Origin of the sequence: Campylobacter avium LMG 24591 (assembly GCF_002238335.1) — a bacterium.
Taxonomy (GTDB): Bacteria; Campylobacterota; Campylobacteria; order Campylobacterales; family Campylobacteraceae; genus Campylobacter_D; species Campylobacter_D avium.
Map to the genome: position 1 here is coordinate 218549 of NZ_CP022347.1, position 20490 is coordinate 239038.

23 protein-coding genes and 1 pseudogene are annotated in these 20490 nt (G+C 35.4%); 5 read left to right on the forward strand and 19 right to left on the reverse strand.

The window, feature by feature from the left end; genetic code table 11:
- Positions 1–2 precede the first annotated feature (2 nt).
- From CAV_RS01140 to CAV_RS01165, 6 genes are read right to left on the reverse strand one after another with little or no spacing between them, the layout of a single operon-like run.
- Positions 3–848 (reverse strand): polyprenyl synthetase family protein, encoded by an 846-nt coding sequence (locus tag CAV_RS01140; RefSeq protein ID WP_094324688.1) that lies wholly within the window; start codon positions 846–848, stop codon positions 3–5.
- Positions 845–1942: a PDZ domain-containing protein gene (locus CAV_RS01145; protein ID WP_094324689.1), complete on the reverse strand. Its 1098-nt coding sequence runs from the start codon at positions 1940–1942 to the stop codon at positions 845–847. Before CAV_RS01145 ends, CAV_RS01140 begins: the two co-directional genes overlap by 4 nt.
- Entirely contained in the window at positions 1939–2238 is a 300-nt protein-coding gene (locus CAV_RS01150) for a YbaB/EbfC family nucleoid-associated protein (RefSeq protein ID WP_094324690.1), read from the reverse strand. The genes CAV_RS01145 and CAV_RS01150 overlap by 4 nt, the downstream gene beginning before the upstream one ends.
- A gap of 44 nt (positions 2239–2282) precedes the next feature.
- Positions 2283–3563 (reverse strand): UDP-N-acetylmuramoyl-L-alanyl-D-glutamate--2,6-diaminopimelate ligase, encoded by a 1281-nt coding sequence (locus CAV_RS01155; protein ID WP_094324691.1) that lies wholly within the window; start codon positions 3561–3563, stop codon positions 2283–2285.
- Positions 3541–4092: a histidine kinase gene (locus CAV_RS01160; protein ID WP_094324692.1), complete on the reverse strand. Its 552-nt coding sequence runs from the start codon at positions 4090–4092 to the stop codon at positions 3541–3543. The genes CAV_RS01155 and CAV_RS01160 overlap by 23 nt, the downstream gene beginning before the upstream one ends.
- Positions 4079–4351, reverse strand: a complete 273-nt coding sequence (locus tag CAV_RS01165; protein WP_094324693.1) for a NifU family protein — start codon at positions 4349–4351, stop codon at positions 4079–4081. Before CAV_RS01165 ends, CAV_RS01160 begins: the two co-directional genes overlap by 14 nt.
- Before the next feature lie 84 nt (positions 4352–4435).
- Between CAV_RS01165 and CAV_RS01170 the strand changes: the two genes are divergently transcribed.
- A complete protein-coding gene (locus tag CAV_RS01170; protein ID WP_094324694.1) occupies positions 4436–5653 on the forward strand; it encodes a multidrug effflux MFS transporter in 1218 nt (405 codons plus the stop codon).
- On the opposite strand, the gene cheQ is transcribed toward CAV_RS01170, so the two are convergent.
- From cheQ to CAV_RS01190, 4 genes are all read right to left on the reverse strand, one after another.
- Positions 5628–6104 (reverse strand): cheVAW transcriptional regulator CheQ, encoded by a 477-nt coding sequence (gene cheQ, locus CAV_RS01175; protein ID WP_094324695.1) that lies wholly within the window; start codon positions 6102–6104, stop codon positions 5628–5630. The genes CAV_RS01170 and cheQ overlap by 26 nt on opposite strands.
- A gap of 10 nt (positions 6105–6114) precedes the next feature.
- The gene (cheP, locus tag CAV_RS01180; RefSeq protein ID WP_094325514.1) at positions 6115–6966 is read right to left on the reverse strand and encodes a cheVAW transcriptional regulator CheP; all 852 of its coding nucleotides are present in this window, start codon (positions 6964–6966) and stop codon (positions 6115–6117) included.
- A 96-nt stretch (positions 6967–7062) separates the two neighbouring features.
- A complete protein-coding gene (locus tag CAV_RS01185; RefSeq protein WP_094324696.1) occupies positions 7063–8226 on the reverse strand; it encodes a tetrahydrodipicolinate N-succinyltransferase N-terminal domain-containing protein in 1164 nt (387 codons plus the stop codon).
- Positions 8227–8241: 15 nt separating this feature from the next.
- Positions 8242–9342, reverse strand: coding sequence for an Mrp/NBP35 family ATP-binding protein (locus tag CAV_RS01190; RefSeq protein WP_094324697.1), 1101 nt, complete (start codon positions 9340–9342; stop codon positions 8242–8244).
- A gap of 102 nt (positions 9343–9444) precedes the next feature.
- Between CAV_RS01190 and CAV_RS01195 the strand changes: the two genes are divergently transcribed.
- The 4 genes from CAV_RS01195 to CAV_RS01210 are packed head-to-tail and all read left to right on the forward strand — an operon-like array spanning position 9445 to position 13067.
- Positions 9445–10560 carry a bifunctional 2-C-methyl-D-erythritol 4-phosphate cytidylyltransferase/2-C-methyl-D-erythritol 2,4-cyclodiphosphate synthase gene (locus CAV_RS01195; protein WP_094324698.1) on the forward strand — a complete coding sequence of 372 codons (1116 nt, stop codon included), beginning with the start codon at positions 9445–9447 and terminating at the stop codon, positions 10558–10560.
- Positions 10557–11441 carry a DNA-binding transcriptional response regulator gene (locus CAV_RS01200; protein ID WP_094324699.1) on the forward strand — a complete coding sequence of 295 codons (885 nt, stop codon included), beginning with the start codon at positions 10557–10559 and terminating at the stop codon, positions 11439–11441. The genes CAV_RS01195 and CAV_RS01200 overlap by 4 nt, the downstream gene beginning before the upstream one ends.
- On the forward strand, positions 11419–12573 hold the full coding sequence (locus tag CAV_RS01205) for a sulfate adenylyltransferase (protein WP_094752794.1): 1155 nt from the start codon (positions 11419–11421) through the stop codon (positions 12571–12573). The genes CAV_RS01200 and CAV_RS01205 overlap by 23 nt, the downstream gene beginning before the upstream one ends.
- 2 nt (positions 12574–12575) lie before the next feature.
- A complete protein-coding gene (locus CAV_RS01210) occupies positions 12576–13067 on the forward strand; it encodes a phosphatidylglycerophosphatase A family protein (protein WP_094324701.1) in 492 nt (163 codons plus the stop codon).
- Here CAV_RS01210 and mnmA read toward each other — a convergent pair.
- The 9 genes and pseudogenes from mnmA to folK all read right to left on the reverse strand — a co-directional run bounded on the left by mnmA (position 13064) and on the right by folK (position 20489).
- A complete protein-coding gene (gene mnmA / locus CAV_RS01215; RefSeq protein ID WP_094324702.1) occupies positions 13064–14080 on the reverse strand; it encodes a tRNA 2-thiouridine(34) synthase MnmA in 1017 nt (338 codons plus the stop codon). The two genes, CAV_RS01210 and mnmA, sit on opposite strands and share 4 nt — an antisense overlap.
- A complete protein-coding gene (locus tag CAV_RS01220; RefSeq protein ID WP_186821778.1) occupies positions 14077–14691 on the reverse strand; it encodes an LOG family protein in 615 nt (204 codons plus the stop codon). The genes mnmA and CAV_RS01220 overlap by 4 nt, the downstream gene beginning before the upstream one ends.
- 139 nt (positions 14692–14830) lie before the next feature.
- Positions 14831–15664, reverse strand: coding sequence for a flagellar motor switch protein FliY (fliY, locus tag CAV_RS01225; RefSeq protein WP_094324704.1), 834 nt, complete (start codon positions 15662–15664; stop codon positions 14831–14833).
- Complete coding sequence (gene fliM, locus CAV_RS01230; protein WP_094324705.1) at positions 15661–16746, reverse strand: flagellar motor switch protein FliM; 1086 nt, start codon at positions 16744–16746, stop codon at positions 15661–15663. The genes fliY and fliM overlap by 4 nt, the downstream gene beginning before the upstream one ends.
- Complete coding sequence (locus tag CAV_RS01235) at positions 16739–17443, reverse strand: RNA polymerase sigma factor FliA (RefSeq protein WP_094324706.1); 705 nt, start codon at positions 17441–17443, stop codon at positions 16739–16741. The genes fliM and CAV_RS01235 overlap by 8 nt, the downstream gene beginning before the upstream one ends.
- Positions 17418–17777 (reverse strand): hypothetical protein, encoded by a 360-nt coding sequence (locus CAV_RS01240; protein ID WP_390088835.1) that lies wholly within the window; start codon positions 17775–17777, stop codon positions 17418–17420. The genes CAV_RS01235 and CAV_RS01240 overlap by 26 nt, the downstream gene beginning before the upstream one ends.
- 24 nt (positions 17778–17801) lie before the next feature.
- Positions 17802–18665 carry a flagella biosynthesis ATPase FlhG gene (gene flhG / locus CAV_RS01245; protein WP_094324708.1) on the reverse strand — a complete coding sequence of 288 codons (864 nt, stop codon included), beginning with the start codon at positions 18663–18665 and terminating at the stop codon, positions 17802–17804.
- A pseudogene (gene flhF, locus CAV_RS01250) lies at positions 18619–20002 on the reverse strand (flagellar biosynthesis GTPase FlhF). Before flhF ends, flhG begins: the two are co-directional and overlap by 47 nt.
- Positions 19971–20489 (reverse strand): 2-amino-4-hydroxy-6-hydroxymethyldihydropteridine diphosphokinase, encoded by a 519-nt coding sequence (gene folK / locus CAV_RS01255; RefSeq protein WP_094324710.1) that lies wholly within the window; start codon positions 20487–20489, stop codon positions 19971–19973. The pseudogene flhF and the gene folK overlap by 32 nt, the downstream one beginning before the upstream one ends.
- Position 20490: the final 1 nt, after the last annotated feature.

Genomic DNA, 20490 nt, shown 5'->3' on the forward strand with positions numbered 1-20490 from the left:
CCTTATAGGTATATTTGTATAAGTTCTAGCAAGGAGGGCGCTATATCTTTATCAATGCTTCTTAAGTCCTCTTTGCATTCATTTAGTAGCTTTTCTTTGGCTGTTTTCGCACCTTCAAGTCCTAATAAATTCACAAATGAGTTTTTATTAACATCATTTTTGCTCGGTTTTCCAAGCTGCGTTTCATCCATCGTGTAATCTATAATGTCATCATTGATTTGAAAGACAAGTCCTATTTTTAAGCCAAATTCATACAACAAAGAGCATTTTTTTTCCTCTAATTCGCAAAGCAAAGAGGCCATTTTAAGCGAAGCTGCTATCAGCCTTCCTGTTTTGTGTGTGTGCAGGAATTTAAGCTCTTCTAAATTTAGCTTTTTGTTTTCAAAATAACAGTCAATTGCTTGTCCCAGCACCATGCCATTAAGCCCTGCATTATAAGCTAGAGTTTGTATCAAAGCCACTTTTATGCTATCTTTTACCTTGAGTTTTGAAAGCACTAAAAAAGCCTCGGTATTTAAGGCATCGCCCACTAAGATAGCCGTTGTTTCGTCGTATCTTTTGTGTAGGGTTTGTTCTCCTCGCCTTAAATCAGCATTATCCATAGCCGGCAAATCATCATGTATTAAAGAATATGTATGTATAAATTCCAAAGCCAAGGCCGCGTCTAAGGCAACATCAAGCATTTGATTTTTCTTACAAGAGACCACAGTTAATAAAAGCTGTGCTCTAAAGTGCTTCCCGCCCACTATGAGCATTCTTGCAAGTGCTTCATTAAAAAATGGATGAAAGCTGTCAATATAAGGTAAATTCTTTGATAAATGCTCAGCAAATAGAGCTTTTAAATTCACTTCACTAACCTTACGAAGAATTGAAATTCACCGTCTCCCTTCGAACTAGCACTAGAGCCTATCTTTGGTAAATTCTTGCTTGATCTTGAGATGAGTATGTTAAACTCCGTCCCACTTGCTAGGATTCTTTGCACGGAATTTGTATCTCTTACTATCTGGTTGTTAATCCTTAGAATTTTATCGCCAACCAAAAGCCCAGCCCTTGAGGCGTTTGAATTTGCTTCTATCTTGCTTACCACAAGATTGTTTCTTAGACTAAAGCCTAAATTTGAGCGGTAGTCGTTGTTTTTAACAGTAACTACTGTCTTTTTATTATTGTTAGAATTTTGCTCTAAAGCAAGCCCTGTTAGCTCCTTAGGCGAAACCATAACAGAGACATTTACATCTGCGTTATCTCTTAGAATTTTAAAATATAATGTCGAGCCTCTGTCGGCAAATAAAATCTTTTCATTAAGCTTTCTAATATCATTTGCCGGAACATCATCCACGCTTACTATCTCATCATTTACTAAAAACTGCCCTGAATTCCTAACTTTTTCTACATAAATTTTGTTGTTTCTAACCGTGAAATCAACCCCTATATCGCCCCAATAAACATCATTGTATTTCATAAAATGCTTTAAGTAGCGATTTCCTATAAAAGAACCATCAGCCAAGGCAATGCCAAGCATATTGCAACACGGCGTGCTAAGCTGGCCAACCTTAGTTGCGAAGTCTAGCCTGTCTCTTTCGTTTATATCTTGTGCTAGGTATTTTAAATGCCCTATGTAAGCATTTGTAGGGTCAATTATGCCCACCCAATCATTTCTAGTTAAATTTTGCTCATCGTACATATTTGTAGGTATGAGGCTAAATTCAGTTCTTACGAGATATAAATTTAAAAAAGGGTCGTATTTTACATATTTATTAAGCTTTGTGTTTGGATTTTTAACAACAGCTAGCAAATTTTCGCTCAAGGCAAAGGCGTTCATTCCCTCGTAGATAAAAACACTTGCTTTGTTTTTGTTAAAACAAGCGACAAAGTCCTCAAGTCTTGGTCTTTCAACGGCAAAACTAAAGCTTAGAAATGCCAAAAATAATAATACAAATCTCATTTAAAGCCTCCAAAAATATCGCTTACAACACTGTGCTTGTTTTGATTTACTGTGTTTATAACTTCATTGATTGCAGATATTAGTAAAATTTGCAAGGATTCTTTATCATCTAGCAAGGAATCATCTATCGCAACATCTATTATTTCACCGTTTCCATTAGCACTTACTTTCACTAAGCCTCCGCCGCTACTTGCGCTAAATTCCCTAGACGAAAGCTTTTCCTCAAATTCTTTAGCCTGCTCTTTAGCCTTGTTTAAAAGCTCTGTCATTTTTGAAAAATCCATATTTTCAAACATCATCTTTCCTAAAATTTGTATTATTAAAACTTTATCTTATCATTTTAAGATAACTTAGTCAAAAACTCTAAAACAACCTCTTTATCGCTGAAGCTGTGTTTTTGAGACTTGATTTCTTGGTAATTTTCATCGCCCTTGCCAAGTATAAGCACAAAATCGTCCTTTTGCTTTAGTTCTAAAGCCTTTTGTATGGCTTTTTTTCTATCCACTTCAACAAAAACATTCTCATCTACTTCTATCCCGCTTAATATGTCATTGATGATATCTTGTGGCTCCTCATCTCTTGGATTATCGCTTGTTATTATGAGTTTTGAGGCAAATTTCTTTGCTTCCTTGGCCATTAGAGGCCTCTTGCTCTTATCTCTATTTCCGCCTGCTCCAAAAAGAACTATTAAATTTTTATCCTTTAAGGCACTTAAGACCTTGTTAATGCCATCTGGAGTGTGGGCAAAATCAACTATGACTTTATCTGCCACAAGCTCCATTCTGCCGCTAACCCCCTTAAAGGCTCTAACTGTTTCAAGCACCTTAGCAAAATCAAGGTCTAAAAGCTCTTTTACAAGGGCGCTTGCCGCTAGGATATTGTAAAGATTAAACAAGCCCGGCAAGCTAGAATTTACATCAAAAATTTCTTTTTTATATTCTATCTTTGCCTTAATGCCCTCGTCTAAATCATAAGATAAAATTTTATAATCCGAGCTATCTTTAAATCCATAAGTAATGGAATTTACGGGGTTGTAAGCAAAATTCTCATCAGCATTCATGATTTTTAAGCTTTCATCCTCAAAAAAACTTTCTTTCACCCTTTTATACTCGGCAAGGCTTTTGTGAAAATCCAAATGATCTTGACTTAAATTTGTAAAAACCTTAGCAGCAAAGTTTAGGCCTTCTATCCTATCTTGCGCTATGGCGTGCGAGCTTACTTCCATAATGAAAAAATCACAGTTTGCCTTCTTAGCCTCGCTTAGATAAGAAAGCAAGGCTAGTATAGGCGGAGTGGTTAGGGATTTTTCAGCTAAAATTTCTTTGTTTAAAAATACCCCTCTAGTCCCGCACAAAAGGCATTTGTAGCCTAAATTTAGCAAAATGTCATAAATTGCACTTGATACTGTTGTTTTGCCGTTTGTTCCGCTTACGCCTATGATTTTAATGCTCTCATCAATGCCTAGCATTTTTTTGCACTCAGCAACAGTAATTACCTTAGCACCTTTGCTTTTGGCCTCAGCAACAAAGCTTTGATTTTGCTTGCTTTGCAAAAAGTAAGAATTCGGCACAAGTTCTTTGCTATTGTCGCTTATAAAGCTATCTTTGTATTTTATAATCATCTTTTAATCTTAATCTTTTAGTAAAATTTTCAAATCTCACATCGCCCAAAAAATAGTGACTGATGTATTCTAAATAATCCAAAATAAACTCCTCATAGCCATTTTCTAAAAGCTTTTCTAAAAAGTCTAAAAAATCATTTTTATTATTTATCACTAATTTTGTGGAAAATATGATGTTTTCAAAGCTTTTTTTAAAGCCAATCTCCTCAACCCCACGCAAAAAATCACTATAACTTAAGGCCGAATTCTCATCATCTTTTAGCTTTTTTTCTACAAGCTGTCTTGACTCGCTCATGCTTAGGATGTATTCTAAATCCTCGTATATGTGCTCGTATTTGTAATTAAGCATATAAAAATCAAAAATAACTATGGCTTCATCAGGGGATTTTAAGGCAAAATCGCAAAGGCTTATAAAATGAAGTAGTTTTTTGTTTTTTCTTTTTTCGTAAGCTAGGGAAAAAAAGATTTTAGCAGTTTTGTAATCTCTTTGGTAAAAATGCTGTATGCCAAGCTTCTTATAATCTTTCAAACTCATCTTTTCCGCCGCTTAAATTCACGATACTAAGATCAGGATGTATGTCTATTCTTAGCTGTCTTTGAAGGCTGTGTTTTAGGGTAGTTTCGCTAGCTACGCAGGATTTGCAAGCACCGGTTAAACGCACATAAACCACACCTTGTTTTACACCCAGAAATTCAAGCCCTCCGCCGTCTCTTTCCAAGATATGAAGTTGCTTGGCTAAGGTATTTTTTACAGGCTCTACAAGTTCCTCATCGCTAAAAGGTATCATACATTCTCCTAAAAAAATTAAACAAATTTACAAAAATTGCCTTTAAAAAAAGGTAAAATAATTTTTTATTTCACAAGGAAAAACATGCAAGAAAAAACTAAGATAAAAGGTTTTGAAAAATTTAAATTAGTCTTTATACTAGCTTTGATGTCTAGCATAGCACCAATTTCAACCGATATGTATTTGCCAGCACTTGAAACTGTGGAGAGAAGCTTTGCTACAAATACTTATCTAACTCAGCTTTCACTCGCTAGCTTTTTTGTTGGTTTTGCTTTAGGGCAGCTGATTTACGGACCGCTAAGCGATGTTTTTGGACGAAAAAAGCCCGTGATAATAGGCATGATATTGTTTATCAGTGCTAGCATAGCTTGTATTTTAGTAGATGACATAAGGCTTTTTATCTTGCTTCGCTTTGTAGAGGCCTTGGGAGGCTGTGCTGGGGTTGTTATAGCTAGGGCTATTGTGAATGATTTGTTTGAGCTAAAAGAAGCCATTAGCGTTTTTGCCTTGATGATGGTTGTATCATCACTTGCTCCTATGCTTTCGCCTGTGTTTGGCGGAATTTTGCTTGAGTTTTTTTCTTGGCAAAGCATTTTTGTAACACTTTTTTTGGTGGGTTTTTTATTGCTTTTTTTGGTGATATTTTTCTTAAAAGAAAGTGTAGCGGTTAATGAAAAGGCTAAATTTTCATTTTCACAAACCATAAAATCTTACAAAATAGTTCTTTCAAACAAAGCATTTTTAGTTTATATAATATCAGCTTCCTTGGCTATGGCTACTATATTTTCATACATAACAGGCTCAGCCTTTGTTTTTATCAAATTTTTTGGTTTAAGTGAGTTGCAATACTCTATAGTTTTTGCCGTAAATGCACTTGGTTTTGCAATCTTTGCGAATTTAAACACTTTCTTGCTTAAAAAATACTCTCCACAAGCTATCATAAAAAGAGCCTTTTTGACTATGACTTTCTTTGCTTTTTTGATGATTATGAGTGCTTTTACTAAGGATTCTTTTATAATTTTTGAGCTTTCGATTTTCTTTACCATTTCCATGCTAGGCTTTATTATGCCAAATGCTACAAGTCTTGCCATGTCGTATTTTAAGGAAAATTCAGGTGCGGCCTCTGCGGTGCTTGGTGCTATGCAGTTTACACTTGCTGGAACTATAGCTTTTATAGTAGGGGCTATTGATGCAAACACTCCTTTGGTTTTAGCTTGCGTTATCTTTGTTTGTACTGTTTTGGCTACTTCTATCTATATAGGCTTTAACAGGCTGCTTAATAATACCCAACACAAAGACTAGAGGTTATTTTAATCCTCTTTTCAAGCGGTGTTGGGCTAAAAAAATGACATTTTTCTATGTATATATGATGATAATAAGCAAGCCCTAAAAAATCGTAAAAAGCCTTTAAATTCACAAATTTCACTCCGTAAATTTCTTTGATGTCAAGCAGCTTGTAAATTTGAGAATTATTTTTTTCTACCAAGTGTGAAGGTGAAAGGGTTGTAAAAGAGCAAAATGCAGAAGCTAGCGTAAAGCCGCTTAAATCATCGCAAAGTTTTAATGCTTCTTCGTGTTTTTTTAGTATGCAGTTTTTGTGTAAAAAAATAACTCTGGTTCCTTGGTAGCGAGCCGTGCTTACATTTTTCCAAAATTTATAAGCATTTTTTGAAATGCCTGCGATTTTATGAAACTGTGCATTTAGGACATAATTATCCAAAAAGGCATTTGGAGGCAAGATGATATTATCCAGCTACTGAGCCTTACTTAGGTAAATTTACTTTGGCAAAGGCAGGTAATTTTGATATGAAATTATCCATATCAAAATTCACACCCTTTTGTTTTGCTTCCTTTATAAGAGAAAGTGCTGAACTCACCATGAAAGCCGAGCCTCCGTTGTGCGGTGCGAAGATGCGATTTACGATAGCTAGAGCATAAGCACTTTTTAAAACCTTTCCTTCAGCGGAATTTGGATTGTTTATAAAACATACAGTTTCTATCAAATCCTCATCGAAATTCCACTTATGAAACAAAAAGCCTAGGAAAGATAGGTGGTCAACTCCTAAAAAATCCTCCTCAACAGCAGAGCAGTTTTCAAAATTACTTTTTTTCAGGGCAGCTAGAAATTCTTTATCTTTTTTATTTTGTATCAAAAAATTTGAAAAAACCATCATTCCAAGCCTTAAAAGCATGGCGCAAGGAACTAGCATATAAGATAAGTTCTTATCCTCTTGTGAAAGCCAAGATGAGATAAAGGTTGATTCTTCGTTTCTTTTTTTCAAAAACTCATCAGTATCTAGGCCGTAAGGAGATACATCAACCTTGAAATTTTGTTCTATAGAATCAGCCATTATGATATTTTTCACATTTGTAATCCCAAGCAAGGAAACGACTTGCTGCAAGGTGGTTATGTTGGATTTAAAACTATAAAAAGGAGAATTCGCAAGCTGTAAAAGTCTAGCCGTTACAAGCGGGTCGGCAGAAATAATCTGTGCAACCGTATCGACTCTTACATCACTTCCAGCCTTAGCTACGTAAGATTGCAACTCTTGCACTGTTTGAGGCAAGGCAGGTAGCTTATCAACACTTTCTACTAAAAGTTCGTTTATATCCATATCATAACTCAAGGCTATATCCTTTACTAAAAATCTCAAGAAATTATAAAATAAACTTCGTTAATTTTATCAAATAAACTTATAAATTTTGCATAATTAATGCAAAGATTGATTTAACTTCACAGCCTTTTTGTTCAAACTAACGCTCATTTGTCCGCTTTGTGAATTCATCCTGAAATGAAGTGCGTTAAGGCCGGCTAGTTCTATGCCTTTATAAATATCTTTGCTAAATTTAAAGCCCTCATTTAGTTTTTCTATCTCTTCTTTGTCATTGATAAAAAATTTGGTTCCCTCAAGCACAGCTATGCCAGCATCTACAATGCAGTTATCGCCCAAAGGAATGCCCGTTACTGAATTTGCTCCTAGCAAACAAGCCTTGCCTATGCTTATGGCATTTCCACTAGTTCCGCTTAAAACACCAAGTATAGAAGCCCCGCCTCCTATGTCAGTTCCTTCGCCCACAACAACGCTAGAGCTTACCCTGCCTTCCACCATGCAAGCTCCTGTTGTGCCTGAGTTAAAATTCACATAAGCAGCACCCGGCATTATGGTAGTTCCTGCAGCCAGCTGTGCACCCATTCTAACCTTAGAGCTTTCTAAAATTCTAGTATTATCCTCAGGTATTATGTGGGATAAAAATCTAGGGAATTTATCTACAAAGTCAATTTTTGGGTATTTTCCGCTCATTTTTAGCTCAGCTTCATTTTCTCTTAAATACTCTAAATCAATAGGTTTATCACCACTCCAAGCTACATTTGGCAGTATCCCAAAGGCTCCATCTAAATTTATACTTCTTAGTGCTACTTTTTTGCTAGATAGCAAGTAAAGTTTTAGATAAACACACTCAAGGCTTTTAGGTTTTTCATCATCAAAGATAGCAACAAACGCGAAGCTGTCTTTTTTGTAGTGTTTTTTCACAGCTTTTAAAACATCTATGTTTTTGTGGCCTTTTTCGTTTAAAAAAGGCTTAAAGCAAGCTAAAGCAAAGTCTATATCCTCTTCTTGTAAATTCACTACAAGTTCGCTATCTTGGGTATTTAAAGCAAGTTTTCTTTGCGAAAACGCTTCAAATAAAACAGCAAAAGAGCCAAAATTTTCCTCATAATTTATCGTCGCAAAGCAAGCTTGCAAACTCTTGCTCTCATCTAGCAAAGACTTATCAAGCCTTGCTATACCAAAGGCTTTGGGTCTTTTGTAGCCTGGTTTTGCTTCTACTTCTTTTATAAAATTTGCAAAATCATCTTTTGAATTTATTAGCATATCATCTCCTTAAATTTAGTTTGAACAAGAACTTTTTGAGTTTGTAACAGGCTGAATTTCAGCGTTGCTTACCTCATCTTGCTTGTCTAAAAAGTCTAAAATTTTCTCACAAGCCTTTAAATACCTTTTTGAACCCTCACTTTGCGGCACATAAAAGCTAACAGGTTTGCCTAAATCGCTTCCTTCGCGGATTGATAGTTCTATTGGAATTTGAGCTAAAAGTTCGCACTTATATTCCTTAGCCATTAAAGCAGCATTTCCTTTGCCAAAAATTTCATACTCTTTGCCATTATCAGGGCATAAAAAACCGCTCATATTTTCTATGATGCCAGCTATTGGTATGTGTAGCTTGGTAAACATATCAAGAGCTCTTTTGCTATCATCTATCGCTACTACTTGAGGGGTGCTAACGCAGACGCCAGCATTGATTGGAATGCACTGAGCAGAGGTAATCTGTGCATCGCCCGTTCCTGGAGGCATATCAAGGATTAAAATATCAAGCTCTGGCCAAAGCACATCGCTTAAAAGTTGCTCCACAGCCTTCATCACCATAGCACCACGCCACATAAGTCCCTGTGCTTCGTCTATCAACAAAGCCATGCTCATTATATACACGCCGTGACTTAGCACCGGTTTTAGCTTAGTTCCCACAACCTCTGGTTTGGTATTTAGCTCGCCTAGCATTCTTGCTATGTTAGGTCCGTAAATATCAGCATCAAGCAAACCAACTTTTTTGCCCATTTTTGCAAAAGAAATAGCCAAATTCACAGCTGTCGTGCTCTTGCCAACGCCTCCTTTGCCGCTTGAAACCATTATGAATTTTTTTACCTGAGGAAGTAAATTTCTTGAGCTGCCTTGCCCTCCAGCTTTGTTTGCTTCTAGTTTTGGGGTTTGAATTTGTATATTTAGATTTTTAATATCTTTTAGTTTATCTTCTATACTGTTTTTTAGCTCCTGTGCTATTTGTGGGTTTGAGGATGGAATTTCAAGCCTTATATCCACGGTATCGCCACTTACAATTATATCCTTTACAAAATCAAAACTCACAATATCTTTTTTAAAGCCCGGGTAAATGACATCTTTGAGCAAATTTTTAATATCTTGTATATCATACATCTTTCTTGCCTTTCATAAAAATAGCAATTTTACTAACAAAAATATAAAATTTAGCTTTTTATATATATAATTACAGCACGAAAATGTTACCAAGGAGCAAAGGTGCTTGATGTAAGCTTGATAATACTAGCAGCTGGCGATTCTTCCAGGTTTGAGCTGCCGGTAAAAAAGCAATTTCTAAGGTTTAAAGACGAACCACTGTGGCTTTATGTTAGTAAAAGATTAAGTTCTTTTTATGATTTTAAAAAGGTTATTGTTACTTCTAGTAACGTAGACTATATGAAAAAATTTTCAAATTCTTTCGTTTTTACTCAAGGCGGAAAAACTCGCTCAAAATCACTTTTAAAGGCTTTGGAATTAGTTGAAAGTGAGTATGTTATGGTTAGTGATGCGGCCAGGGTTTTGGTAGATAAAGATACGGTTTTAAGGCTCATAGATAAGATAAAAAGCTGTGAGTGTGTAAGCCCTTATATAAGCGTGTGTGATACTAGCTTATATGGAGATAAGCAGCTAAAAAGAGAGGATATAAAGCTTATACAAACTCCTCAATTATCAAAAACTAGCCTTTTGAAAAAGGCTTTAAGCTCTGATAAGGAATTCACAGATGATAGTTCGGCCATGGCTCATGTAGGCGCTAAAATAGACTTTATTAAGGGCGATGAAAAGGCTAGAAAACTTACTTATAAGCAAGATTTAAAAGTGCTTGATTTGCCGCCACCATCGCTTGAATTTTTTAGCGGCAGCGGGTTTGACGTGCATGAATTTGGAGAAAAAAGGGATTTGGTTTTAGGCGGGGTAAAAATTCCTTATCACACCGGCTTGAAAGCACATTCTGATGGCGATGTTTTAGCGCATTCTTTAAGCGATGCCTTGCTTGGTGCAGCAAATTTAGGCGATATAGGAAAGCACTTTCCAGACACTGATAAAGCTTACAAAGACGCTGATTCCATGCAGCTTTTATCAAGCGCTTATAAATTAGTGCAAGAATATGGCTTTGAGCTTGTAAATGCTGATGTGACAGTTCTAGCGCAAGAGCCAAAGTTGTTTAAATTTAAAGATGATATATCTAAAAACATAGCCAAGTACTTAAATGTAGAGCCATTTAGGATTAGTATAAAGGCAAGTACTACTGAGGGCTTGGGCTTTGTGGGTAGAAAGGAAGGTATCGCTGTGCTTAGTTCTGTGAATTTAAAATATTTTGATTGGACCAAGATATGAAAGTTTTAATTGTAGAAAATGAAATTTATTTAGCGCAAAGTATAAGCAACAAGCTTAATGCTATGGATTATTCTTGTTTTATAGCAAATGACTTATCGGGTATTGATACGAGGCTTCATTATGATGTTATCTTGCTTTCTACTAGCATTGAGAATTTCGACAAGATACTTTCTTCTTTTAAAAATAGCACGGTCATACTGCTAACATCTTATGTAAGTGTGGATACTGTCGTAAATCCTTTAAATTCCGGAGCGCTTGATTATGTGCAAAAACCTTTTATGATAGAGGATTTGATAAGAAAGATAGAGCATTATCAAAGATATAAAAAGCTTGATTTGCTAAATAATACTTATAAAAATTACATAAATACACACATAAAAAAGGCTAAGTTGGCTGATTTTGACTTTAAAAAGATAAGATTGCCACTTATTTTAAAAACGCATAAGCAAATCAACGCCGATGCCTTCGTGTTTAAGTATGCAGATAGGAATGATTACAATTTTTCATACATAGACCTTGTGCAAGGATTAAATTTAGAGCAAATTAAATCCTTGCTAGATTCGCTTGACTTTGTGTGTTTGATAAATTTCCAAAGTCTTAAGCAAGAAGAGCAGGATTTGTTATTAAAAGAACTAGAAAAAAAACCTGTCATCATACACACAAACACTTACAAAGACAGCAGTATAAAAACGATAGATTTAAGCGATAATGAAAAATCGCTAGATAATAACGAAATTTTAACCATAGATGAGTATGTAAAATACATCATCAACACTTATCAAAATATCTTCCCAGATACAGACCTTTCTAAGCAACTTGGAATTTCTAGAAAATCCTTATGGGAAAAGAGGAAAAAGTATGGACTTACAAAGAAAAAATAAAAGCATAAATATAAGCAAGAGCGAATTTGAGACAATGTGCCTCATAAAAGAAGGCATGCTAGGTACTTGCACGCATTTGATGGGCAAAAAAGAAAGAGATGAATTGTTTAAAAATAATGCCTCAAGTCAGTTTCCCTACCCATTTACATTTTATTCTGTTGAAAATGAAAGCACTATCAAAGCCTCTAAAATCGGCGATACTTTGAATTTGATTTGCGAGGATAAGCTTGTAGGTTCGATTTCTATCAAGGATAAATTTAAAAACAACAAAAGCATAGTGGACATTTTCACCCCAAATTCTTGTGATATACAAGAACTAGGAGATACCTGCATAGGCGGGGAATTAGAGCTTTTTAACTCAAGCATAAAAAAAATCAAAGATAGTTTTAATCAAAGACGAAAAGAATTGAACGCTCAAAACATAACAGCCATCATCACAAGCCTAGACCCCTTGCACAAAGGGCATGAGCGAATTTTTAGATGGGCTATTGATAAGGCTGATTTGCTTGTGCTTTTTTTAATCGAATCCTTTGATAAAGACGGCCTTGACTTTGAACTTAAGATGAACTGCCTAAATGCCTTGATAAAAAATTACCTGCCTGCGGATAGAATTTTTATCTTTCCTTTAAAGGATATAAATATCTTTCATTCTCATTTAAATCCTTTGCTAGAGGCGATTATTGCCAAGTCCTTGGGTTGCAATAAACTAATAGTAGGGCAAAAGCATACAGGGCTTGGAATGTTTTTTGATAATAACAGGGCTAAAACTGTTTTGGATGATTTTATAAAACATTGCGATATGAATGTAGTTGTGCTGCCAGAGCTTGTATTTTGCGAAGAGTGCAAGAGTATAGTAACCACTAAATCTTGCCCTCACGGCTCTCATCATCATATTAAATTTAATGATTCGTCCTTAAGACAGCTTTTAAAGCTTGGCATAATCCCGCCTACCTTATTTATGAGAGCTGAAATTTCAAGTATCATTCTTTCTAAATTTTTTCCAAATAGATTTAAAAACATGCAAAAAATTTATAATAATCTCTTTGCTAACAATGGAATTTTAGAGCAAAAAAAGGATGATGATTTTTATCATCAGCTTTTAAAACTTTACCAAATCACACATACGGTTTAAACATGAGAAAAGCATTCCTAACATTTTTTTACACAGGCACGGTCAGTATAGCACCGGGCACAGTTGGCACAGTCGCAGCCTTAATACCTGCGTTTTTTGTACTTAAGTATTTTGGGGTTCAAACCTTATTTTTGCTTTGCATTTTAATCTTTGTAGCGGCTATTCCGCACATAAATGCCTATGAAAAAGAAAGCGAAATTCACGATGATAAGCATATCGTAATAGACGAGGTTGCAGGGGTTTTCCTAGCGCTTAGCATATATGGTTCGACTGTTTTTTCTTTCATCTTATCTTTTATTTTGTTTAGAGTTTTTGATATCACAAAGCCTTCAATCATAAGGCGGGTTGATGAGAATGTAAAGGGTGGCTTAGGCGTTATGCTCGATGATATCTTAGCAGGAGCCTTAGCAGGCCTTTGCTGTGCGATAATTTGTGGCTTAATGCAAAGGCTTAACATGTTAACTTGGGATATAGCTATAAAAGATTTGTTTTAGTCTATAAAACCACTTGCTAAGACCGTGTCGCCGTCATAAAACACCGCCATTTGACCGCTAGCAAGTGCATAAACGCTTTCTTTTAGCTTTACTAGGGCTGTGTTATCATCGTTTATATAAAGCGTGCAAGCACAGGCCTTGCCTCTGTATCTTATCCTTACCTCGCAGTCTATTTCTTTTTCATCAACAAAGGAATTTATGCTTTTTAATTCAAATTCATCTACTTTTAGTTCTTCTTTTGAACCTACTATAATTTGATTTTTTGCAGCATTTATGCCTAAAACATAGTGTGGCTCATGGGATTTTTTAAGCTCAAAGCCCCTTCTTTTACCTATAGTATAGTGCATATAGCCCTTGTGCGAGCCTATTAAATTTCCCTTGCTATCAAGCACATCGCCCTTTAAGTCTGTTTTCATGAAATTTTTTAAAACGCCTATGTAAGTATCCTCCACAAAGCAAATTTCAGCACTTTCTTTTTGGCTTGCGAAAGATTTTAGTTCCTCTATGGAAGCCGCCATTTTTTTCACATCTTCTTTTCTTTTAGTTCCTAGCGGAAACATAAGGTAATTTAGGGCTTCTTTGCTTATATTTGCTAGAAAATAGCTTTGGTCTTTTGTCTCATCATAAGCCTTTTTTATGCGACCATCTTCTATCCTAGCGTAATGCCCGGTAGCTAATTTATCACAAGATAAAGACTTGGCAAAGTTAAGCAGTTCGCCAAATTTAATGAAGCGGTTGCAAAAGGCACAGGGATTAGGAGTTTTGCCCTCTTTGTATATATTCACAAAAGGCATATAAACTCTTTCATTAAATTCCTTTTGCAAGTCTAATATATGGTGTTTTATGTTTAGAAATTTAGCCACTTTTTCAACTTTTTGTATATTTGTTTCGTGGTAGTTAGGCTTGCCGTGAAGCTTCATGTAGCAACCCTCGACCTCATAGCCTTGTTGTAATAATGTATAAGCTGTGATAGTGCTATCTACTCCGCCGCTCAGTGCTACTAAAACTTTCATACTATGCCTTTTAGTTTGTTTATAATTTCTTCTAAATCATCGCTTATTTCAAACAGCTTTTCATCGCCTTTTGAAATCACTTCTAAGGATAGCAAAGAATCATCTATGAAATCTTTAAATTTATACCAAAAGTCACTTCCAACAACAAAAATAGGCACTTTTTTAAAGCCAAGTTGCTTAAGAGTAAGAATTTCGCAAAACTCATCTAAGGTTCCAAAGCCTCCGGGGAAAACCACAAAAGCCACGCTTTTATCTATCAAAGCCATTTTTCTTATGGCCAAAGTATCAAAAAGCATGTTGTAATCAACAAAGTCATTTAGTCTTTGCTCCAAAGGCAGATATATGTTAAAACCAACAGAGACATTTTGTTTGTCTGATTTTTTGGCACAAAAGGCACCCTCATTGGCAGCCCGCATTATGCCTCCTCCGCCTCCACTTACAACAGTAAAGCCTGATTCAATGCAACGAAAGGCTAAATCTTTAGCCATTTTATAATACTTGCTACTTTCTTTTAGCCTTGCTGAACCGAAAAAAGTTATAGGATTTTTGAGTTTGCTTTCATCAATTTCATTAAATTTCTTTAAATCCTGACTCATATCTTTCATATTTATCCTTAGTTGGCACCACTTAAAGCTTATAATTCTATAGAACTTTGTATAAAAAGAGGCTTAATTTATCTTATTTAATTTTTTAAATTTTGATTTTGTAATAAGCGTATAAATTTGGCTTTTATTAGGGCTTAAAAAGGCTTTAGCGAAGCTGCTCCAGCCTTTCTTTTTTAGTGCCTATTTCTGTGATTTGAATTCCAAAGTTACCATCAACTATGACAACCTCGCCATAAGCTATTCTTTTATCCCCAACCAAAATTTCTAGCGGGTCATTTGCGAGCTGATTAAGCTCAACCACAGAGCCTATGTCCATAGTTAGCACATCCTTTAAAAGCATTTTTTTATTTCCTATGCGAACCCTTATAGGCAAACGCACATCCATGATTAAATTCATATTTCTTAAATTTCCAGCGCTTACCTTTTGTTCTACATCCTCATCCAATAAATCAGCACTCATAAAGCCATCATCAGAGCTTGACAAGATACTGTATAGGCTTTGATCTAGCACAACGGCTATGTTTTCGCTTAAATCAGAAATTTTCACATCAAAAAAATACAGCTTCACAAAGCCTTTAAGGTCTAAATTATCAGCTATGAAATCGCATTTTTCTAGCTTAAATTCCATTTTTGGAATTTCTTTTTGCGCTCCCAGGGTTGTTGAAAATGCTGAGATGATGTTTAGTATAGCTTCTTTTGCAGCGTCCATTTCATCTGAATTTAACTGGTCGTTTCTAGAAATATTTTCCTCGCCCATCATCCATTCGCCAATGGCACTCATTAGCACAGATGAGGCTAAAAGCCCAAATTTTCCATTAGAACCAACATTAAAAATCGCACTCACAAGAGGAGGCTTCATCGTGTCTTGTTCGCTAACATCAAATTCTTGATATTCTCCAAATTCTACGGACTTTCCAGATAAGCCCTCAAGTGTGCTGGTAGCTTCATTTGTAAAAATTTTTAAAAAATCATTTATCATGTGATTTCTTCCTCTTCTTCCTCAATTGCTTCGTCTGTGTAAACATTAGCCTTAGCCCTTCTTTCCTCTTCGTATTTTTCAAGAATTTCTTTAATCTCATCTTTATCAGTTCTTATTAGTTCCACGATTTTGATGGATTTTCTAAATCTATGTAGTCCAATTTGGGCTAAGAAAACTTCCTTTTTGTCTATGGAGATTACAGCCTTATCGTCTGCTTGCCTATCAAGCTTTAATATATCTCCTTGTTTAAGCTCTAAAAACTCATCTACCGAAACAGAAGTTTTTCCTAAAATCGCTTCATATACGATTTCAGCACGGCCTATCAAGGTTTTTAACTCTTTATTTCTTGACTTTTTGGCTGAGGTTTCACCCATCATAATATCTCTATTTGCCAAGCGGCTTAAAACAGATTCTAAATGCACAACAGGATAGCAGATATTTACCATGCCGCTTGAATTGCCTATGATGATTTCCATAACAACCATTATTACGATTTCATTTTGCGCAACGATTTGCACAACATTAGGGCTTGATTCTTTAGCTTCAACGCTTGGATAAATTTCAGTAACATTAGCCCAGCTCTCTTTTAGCCTTTGCATGATTATACGCAAGATACTATCTAACAAATTTAGTTCTATATCTGTTAATTCTCTTAAGGTCTCATAGCTATCGCCTTGTCCTCCTAGTAATCTATCTATCATAGGAAAGGCTATGCTTGGATTTATCTCTAAAACGCAGTTTCCATCAAGTGGCTTTATGGAAAAGACGTTAAAGCTAGTAGGGCTTGGCAAAGACATTAAAAATTCGCCATAAGTCATTTGGTCTACTGAGTGAAGTTTTATTTCAACTATACTTCTCATTATAGATGAAATTTGAGAGGCTAAATTTCTAGCTAATTTATCGTGTATACCTTTGATAGAACGAAGCTGCTCTTTAGAAACCCTGTTTGGTCGTTTAAAATCATAAACGACTATATTTCTTTCATCTTTTTCATCTTTATTTCGCGCTCCTATGCCGGAGTCATTTTCATCGACAACTTCTAAAAGGGCGTCTATTTCTTCTTGTGATAATATTTCAGCCACTTGTTAGCCTTTCTCTAAGTTTTTTAAGCAATTTTTTGTGAATTTGAGAAATTCTAGATTCGCTTATGTCTAAAATTTCGCTTATCTCTTTTAAGCTTAATTCCTCGTAGTAATACAGCTGCACGATGAGCTGCTCCCTTTCTTTTAACTGAGATAAAACCTCGCTTACCTTTTCTAAGAGGCTTTCTCTTTCTATCCTATCTAGCGTAGAGTCCTCGCAGTAGCAGTTAATCTGCTCCTCTAATGGCAGGACATAGCTTATCTCAAGTGCTATGCGTGCTTCTTTAATCTTGTCTATGTCTAAATTTAAAGCCTTGGCCAAATACTCGTCATCAGGCTCGCACTCATGCTCTTGGTAGTACTCATCTATGAGTAAATCCAGCTCTTTTACAATCTTTCTATTATTTCTACTTAAGACATCAAGACTACGCAAATAATCAAGCATAGCCCCATTTACGCGTTTTTTGACATAGCCCCAAAAGCTATCGTTTTGTTCCTTATCGTATTTTCTTGATAGCTTTATCATCTCCTCAACGCCAATGCTTATGAGGTCATTTACATCTATGCTTGAGGGCAACCTTTCTTTTAGTCTAAAAGCCATAGCCCTAAGGGCTGGCATATAAGCTATTACAAGTTCATCTTGTTCTTTTTTAATAGCCTGTGCGTAGACATTAGGCGGCTGGGCGCTTTTTAGCATTTCTTTGTCTTTCCTTAGCATCGTTTTTCTTTAACTCTTCCCTTTCTTCTTCGAGTTTTTGCAAAAGATGCTCCATCTTTCTTTCCTTAATGGAAAGGCTGTTTATGATATCGTTACTTGAATTTTCGTAACTTGCTTTGTTGAAAATTCTGCCGCTTATTTTATTAACATCAACAAAAAACATAATGCTAACATGTATGAGTATGTAAAATAAAAAGGTTATAAGCAAGGTAAAAAATACAATATCAAAAGCATCCTCTATGCTTACTATGCTAAAGGCTAAGCCTATGAAAAAGCCGCACACTAAGAAAAAGGCTACAAAATTTTCTGGCATTGGTCTCATCATATATCCTTCAATCTAAAATCTTTCTATAATTCTCCTAAAGAAATTAGAAAAACTTCTGCTTGAAACATCATCAAGCACTTTTTGTTCCAACCTATACAAAAGCTTGGATACTATAGCTCTAAGCTCATCACTTGACTTTGAATTTTCATCAGAAAAAAGTGTCCTTTTTTTGATGCTTGAGCTTATATCTTTGCTAAGGCTTAGATGTCCTATAAATTCTAGGTCTAGATTGTTTTTGATATTTACATCAGCTACCTTTTTAATGTTTTCAAAAACCCTTAACGCTTCTCCATCGCTTTTTACAGAATTTAAAAGCATAAGGATGTTTTCTTTGGTTTTTGATGTTGTTTTTATGGTTGCGTATGCATCAGTAATTGCTGCAGGATCAGGCACAGTAACTACTATAACCTCATCAGCCATTTCTAAAAAGTGCTGAGTATTGCCCCCTATGCCAGCACCTGTATCGATTATTAAAAAATCTAAGCCGTCTAAAACACTAGCTTGATTTAAAAATCTCTCATAGATATTTTTATCATTGTATTTTAAAATTTCATCCCCGCTCTCGCCCGGTATAAGCCATAAATTCGGCTTTACCTCTATGATGATTTCATCTAAAGAGCATTCTCCTTTTAAAACATGAAGCAAGTTTTTATTTACTCTAACATTCAGTATAACATCTAAATTTGCAAGTCCTATATCAGCGTCAAAAAGAGCGGTTTTATAGCCATTTTTCGATAAAAGATTGGCCAAATTTGCACTAACAGTGCTTTTTCCAACTCCTCCTTTGCCGCTTGTTATGGCTACAAAATGAGTGCCCTTGGCCTTTTGCTTACTGCCCTGCATAAGTTTGTTTAATCTTGTAGCTTGATTTTGCATTATTCTTTCCTTTTAAAGCCCTCTAAAACGCATTTTACTAAAAAATCACTAGTGGCAAGTTCTATATCATCAGGAACTTCTTGTCCTACAGAAAAAAAGCTTATAGGAACATTAGTTTCATAAATCAGTGAAAAAATGTTACCAAAGACCTTTGTTTCGTCAAATTTTGTGATGATTAGCGTATCTATGTCTAGATAAGATGAAAAATTATCATAAATTTCTTTCAAATCCTCAAATTTCGTATTAGCCGAAATCACCAAATTCACATCTATATCAGAATTTGAGTGCGATAAAAACTCCTTAGTTTTAGCTAGCTTGCTTTGATCATACTGCGAATTTCCTATGGTATCAACCAAGATAACCTCGCAGTAATTAAGACTTTTTATAGCCTCATCCAAATCCTTCGGTTCTATGCTGTCTATGATAGGCAGTTTCATCATCTTAGCATACTGAAAGAGCTGTTCAACCGCTCCTATTCTATAAGTATCAAGCGTGATAATGCCGGTTTTATACCTCTTGTCCCCGTAAGCATAGCGAAATGCTAGTTTAGCAAGGGTTGTGGTTTTTCCAACGCCCGTTGGCCCCACTAACATCATAATTTTTTGCTTTTTTATCTCAGTTTCAGCTCTGCACGGAAGCATATTTCTAAGCAAGGAGTAAAAATACCTAGAAACAGCCTCTGCGTTTGTTTTCATCGAAGCAGGCATATTCTCAACAGTGGCCTTCATGATAGCTTCTAAATGCTCCTCTTTCATGCCGCTTTCTTTTGCTTGCTTGTAAATGCTTGCAAATTCAGGAGGTATGATGATGTTGTTTTTAAGCTCGGTTTTATCCTGCCACATCATATCTACGATTAAACTTACTTTTTCGCTGAGCTTGTTTATCTGCTTTTCAAAACTTTGAATTTTTTTCTCATAATTTATAGAATTCGTGCTTATCTCATCTAAATTTGCTACCTTATTAATCTCTGAGCTAACCTCAGAAAGCCTTTTTTTGAAGTTGTCTAACTTAGTTTTTGGGCTTTGGTTTATGTTTTCATAAGCTTTTTTCTTAACATCTTGTGCCGCTTTGGAAAAATCAAGTATCACATCATCTTCTTTTTTAACTTCGGGCACTATCTTTTTAGCAGGAGGAGTTTTGCCTGTTTTTTGCAAATGCTCCTCGTAGTCCTTTTCCTCAACAGCAACAACGACTTCATATAAAGGCTTTTGCGTTAGGGTCTTGGCCTTAATTTGCTTATGAGTTACAATCATAGCCTCATCGCCGTAATCTTGTTTTACTCTTGGTATAATCTCGTCTGTATCTTCAACAGTAAAAGTATGAATAAGTTGTCCCACTACACTTTCCTTTTGCTAACTCTCCAAGTGGCAAGATAACGCTAATTCTATCATTGACACCCACATGAGGCACACAAAACCTCTCATCTTTTTTAACCTTTTTGCTAAAATACAATATATCCAAATCAAGGCTTCTAGGAGCATTTTTAAAGCTTCTTTTTCGTCTAAATTTAAACTCATAAAAAAGCAGTATTTTTAAAAGCGCCCTTGCGTGCAAGATTGTTTGCACGAAAATCACGGCATTGTAAAAATCTTTTTGTTTTTCATAGCCAAAAGCCTTGTTTATAAGCAAAGATGAGCTATTTAAAATTTTTATCCTTTTATCGTTCATCAAGGTGCGAAACAATGTATCAAAACGTCTTTTTTCGCCGTCTATATTGCTGCCTATGCCTATTAAAGCAAAGTATTTTGCACTGTTTAAAGCAGAGCTAAAAAACGGAAAAAATGTACTTTTTTGCATCTTTCTTGCACCTTGAATTTTTAACATA

Coding starts and splice junctions, on each gene's coding strand:
- mnmA (WP_094324702.1), bottom strand. CDS start 14,080: ATGAAAGTTTTAGTAGCACTGAGCGGCGGAGTAGATAGCACTATCACA.
- CAV_RS01150 (WP_094324690.1), bottom strand. CDS start 2,238: ATGTTTGAAAATATGGATTTTTCAAAAATGACAGAGCTTTTAAACAAG.
- fliY (WP_094324704.1), bottom strand. CDS start 15,664: ATGATAAATGATTTTTTAAAAATTTTTACAAATGAAGCTACCAGCACA.
- CAV_RS01145 (WP_094324689.1), bottom strand. CDS start 1,942: ATGAGATTTGTATTATTATTTTTGGCATTTCTAAGCTTTAGTTTTGCC.
- CAV_RS01235 (WP_094324706.1), bottom strand. CDS start 17,443: ATGCTAAAAAGCGCCCAGCCGCCTAATGTCTACGCACAGGCTATTAAA.
- CAV_RS01170 (WP_094324694.1), top strand. CDS start 4,436: ATGCAAGAAAAAACTAAGATAAAAGGTTTTGAAAAATTTAAATTAGTC.
- CAV_RS01200 (WP_094324699.1), top strand. CDS start 10,557: ATGAAAGTTTTAATTGTAGAAAATGAAATTTATTTAGCGCAAAGTATA.
- CAV_RS01240 (WP_390088835.1), bottom strand. CDS start 17,777: ATGCCAGAAAATTTTGTAGCCTTTTTCTTAGTGTGCGGCTTTTTCATA.
- folK (WP_094324710.1), bottom strand. CDS start 20,489: ATGTTAAAAATTCAAGGTGCAAGAAAGATGCAAAAAAGTACATTTTTT.
- CAV_RS01165 (WP_094324693.1), bottom strand. CDS start 4,351: ATGATACCTTTTAGCGATGAGGAACTTGTAGAGCCTGTAAAAAATACC.
- CAV_RS01210 (WP_094324701.1), top strand. CDS start 12,576: ATGAGAAAAGCATTCCTAACATTTTTTTACACAGGCACGGTCAGTATA.
- CAV_RS01155 (WP_094324691.1), bottom strand. CDS start 3,563: ATGATTATAAAATACAAAGATAGCTTTATAAGCGACAATAGCAAAGAA.
- CAV_RS01190 (WP_094324697.1), bottom strand. CDS start 9,342: ATGTATGATATACAAGATATTAAAAATTTGCTCAAAGATGTCATTTAC.
- flhG (WP_094324708.1), bottom strand. CDS start 18,665: ATGCAAAATCAAGCTACAAGATTAAACAAACTTATGCAGGGCAGTAAG.
- cheP (WP_094325514.1), bottom strand. CDS start 6,966: ATGGATATAAACGAACTTTTAGTAGAAAGTGTTGATAAGCTACCTGCC.
- CAV_RS01205 (WP_094752794.1), top strand. CDS start 11,419: ATGGACTTACAAAGAAAAAATAAAAGCATAAATATAAGCAAGAGCGAA.
- CAV_RS01185 (WP_094324696.1), bottom strand. CDS start 8,226: ATGCTAATAAATTCAAAAGATGATTTTGCAAATTTTATAAAAGAAGTA.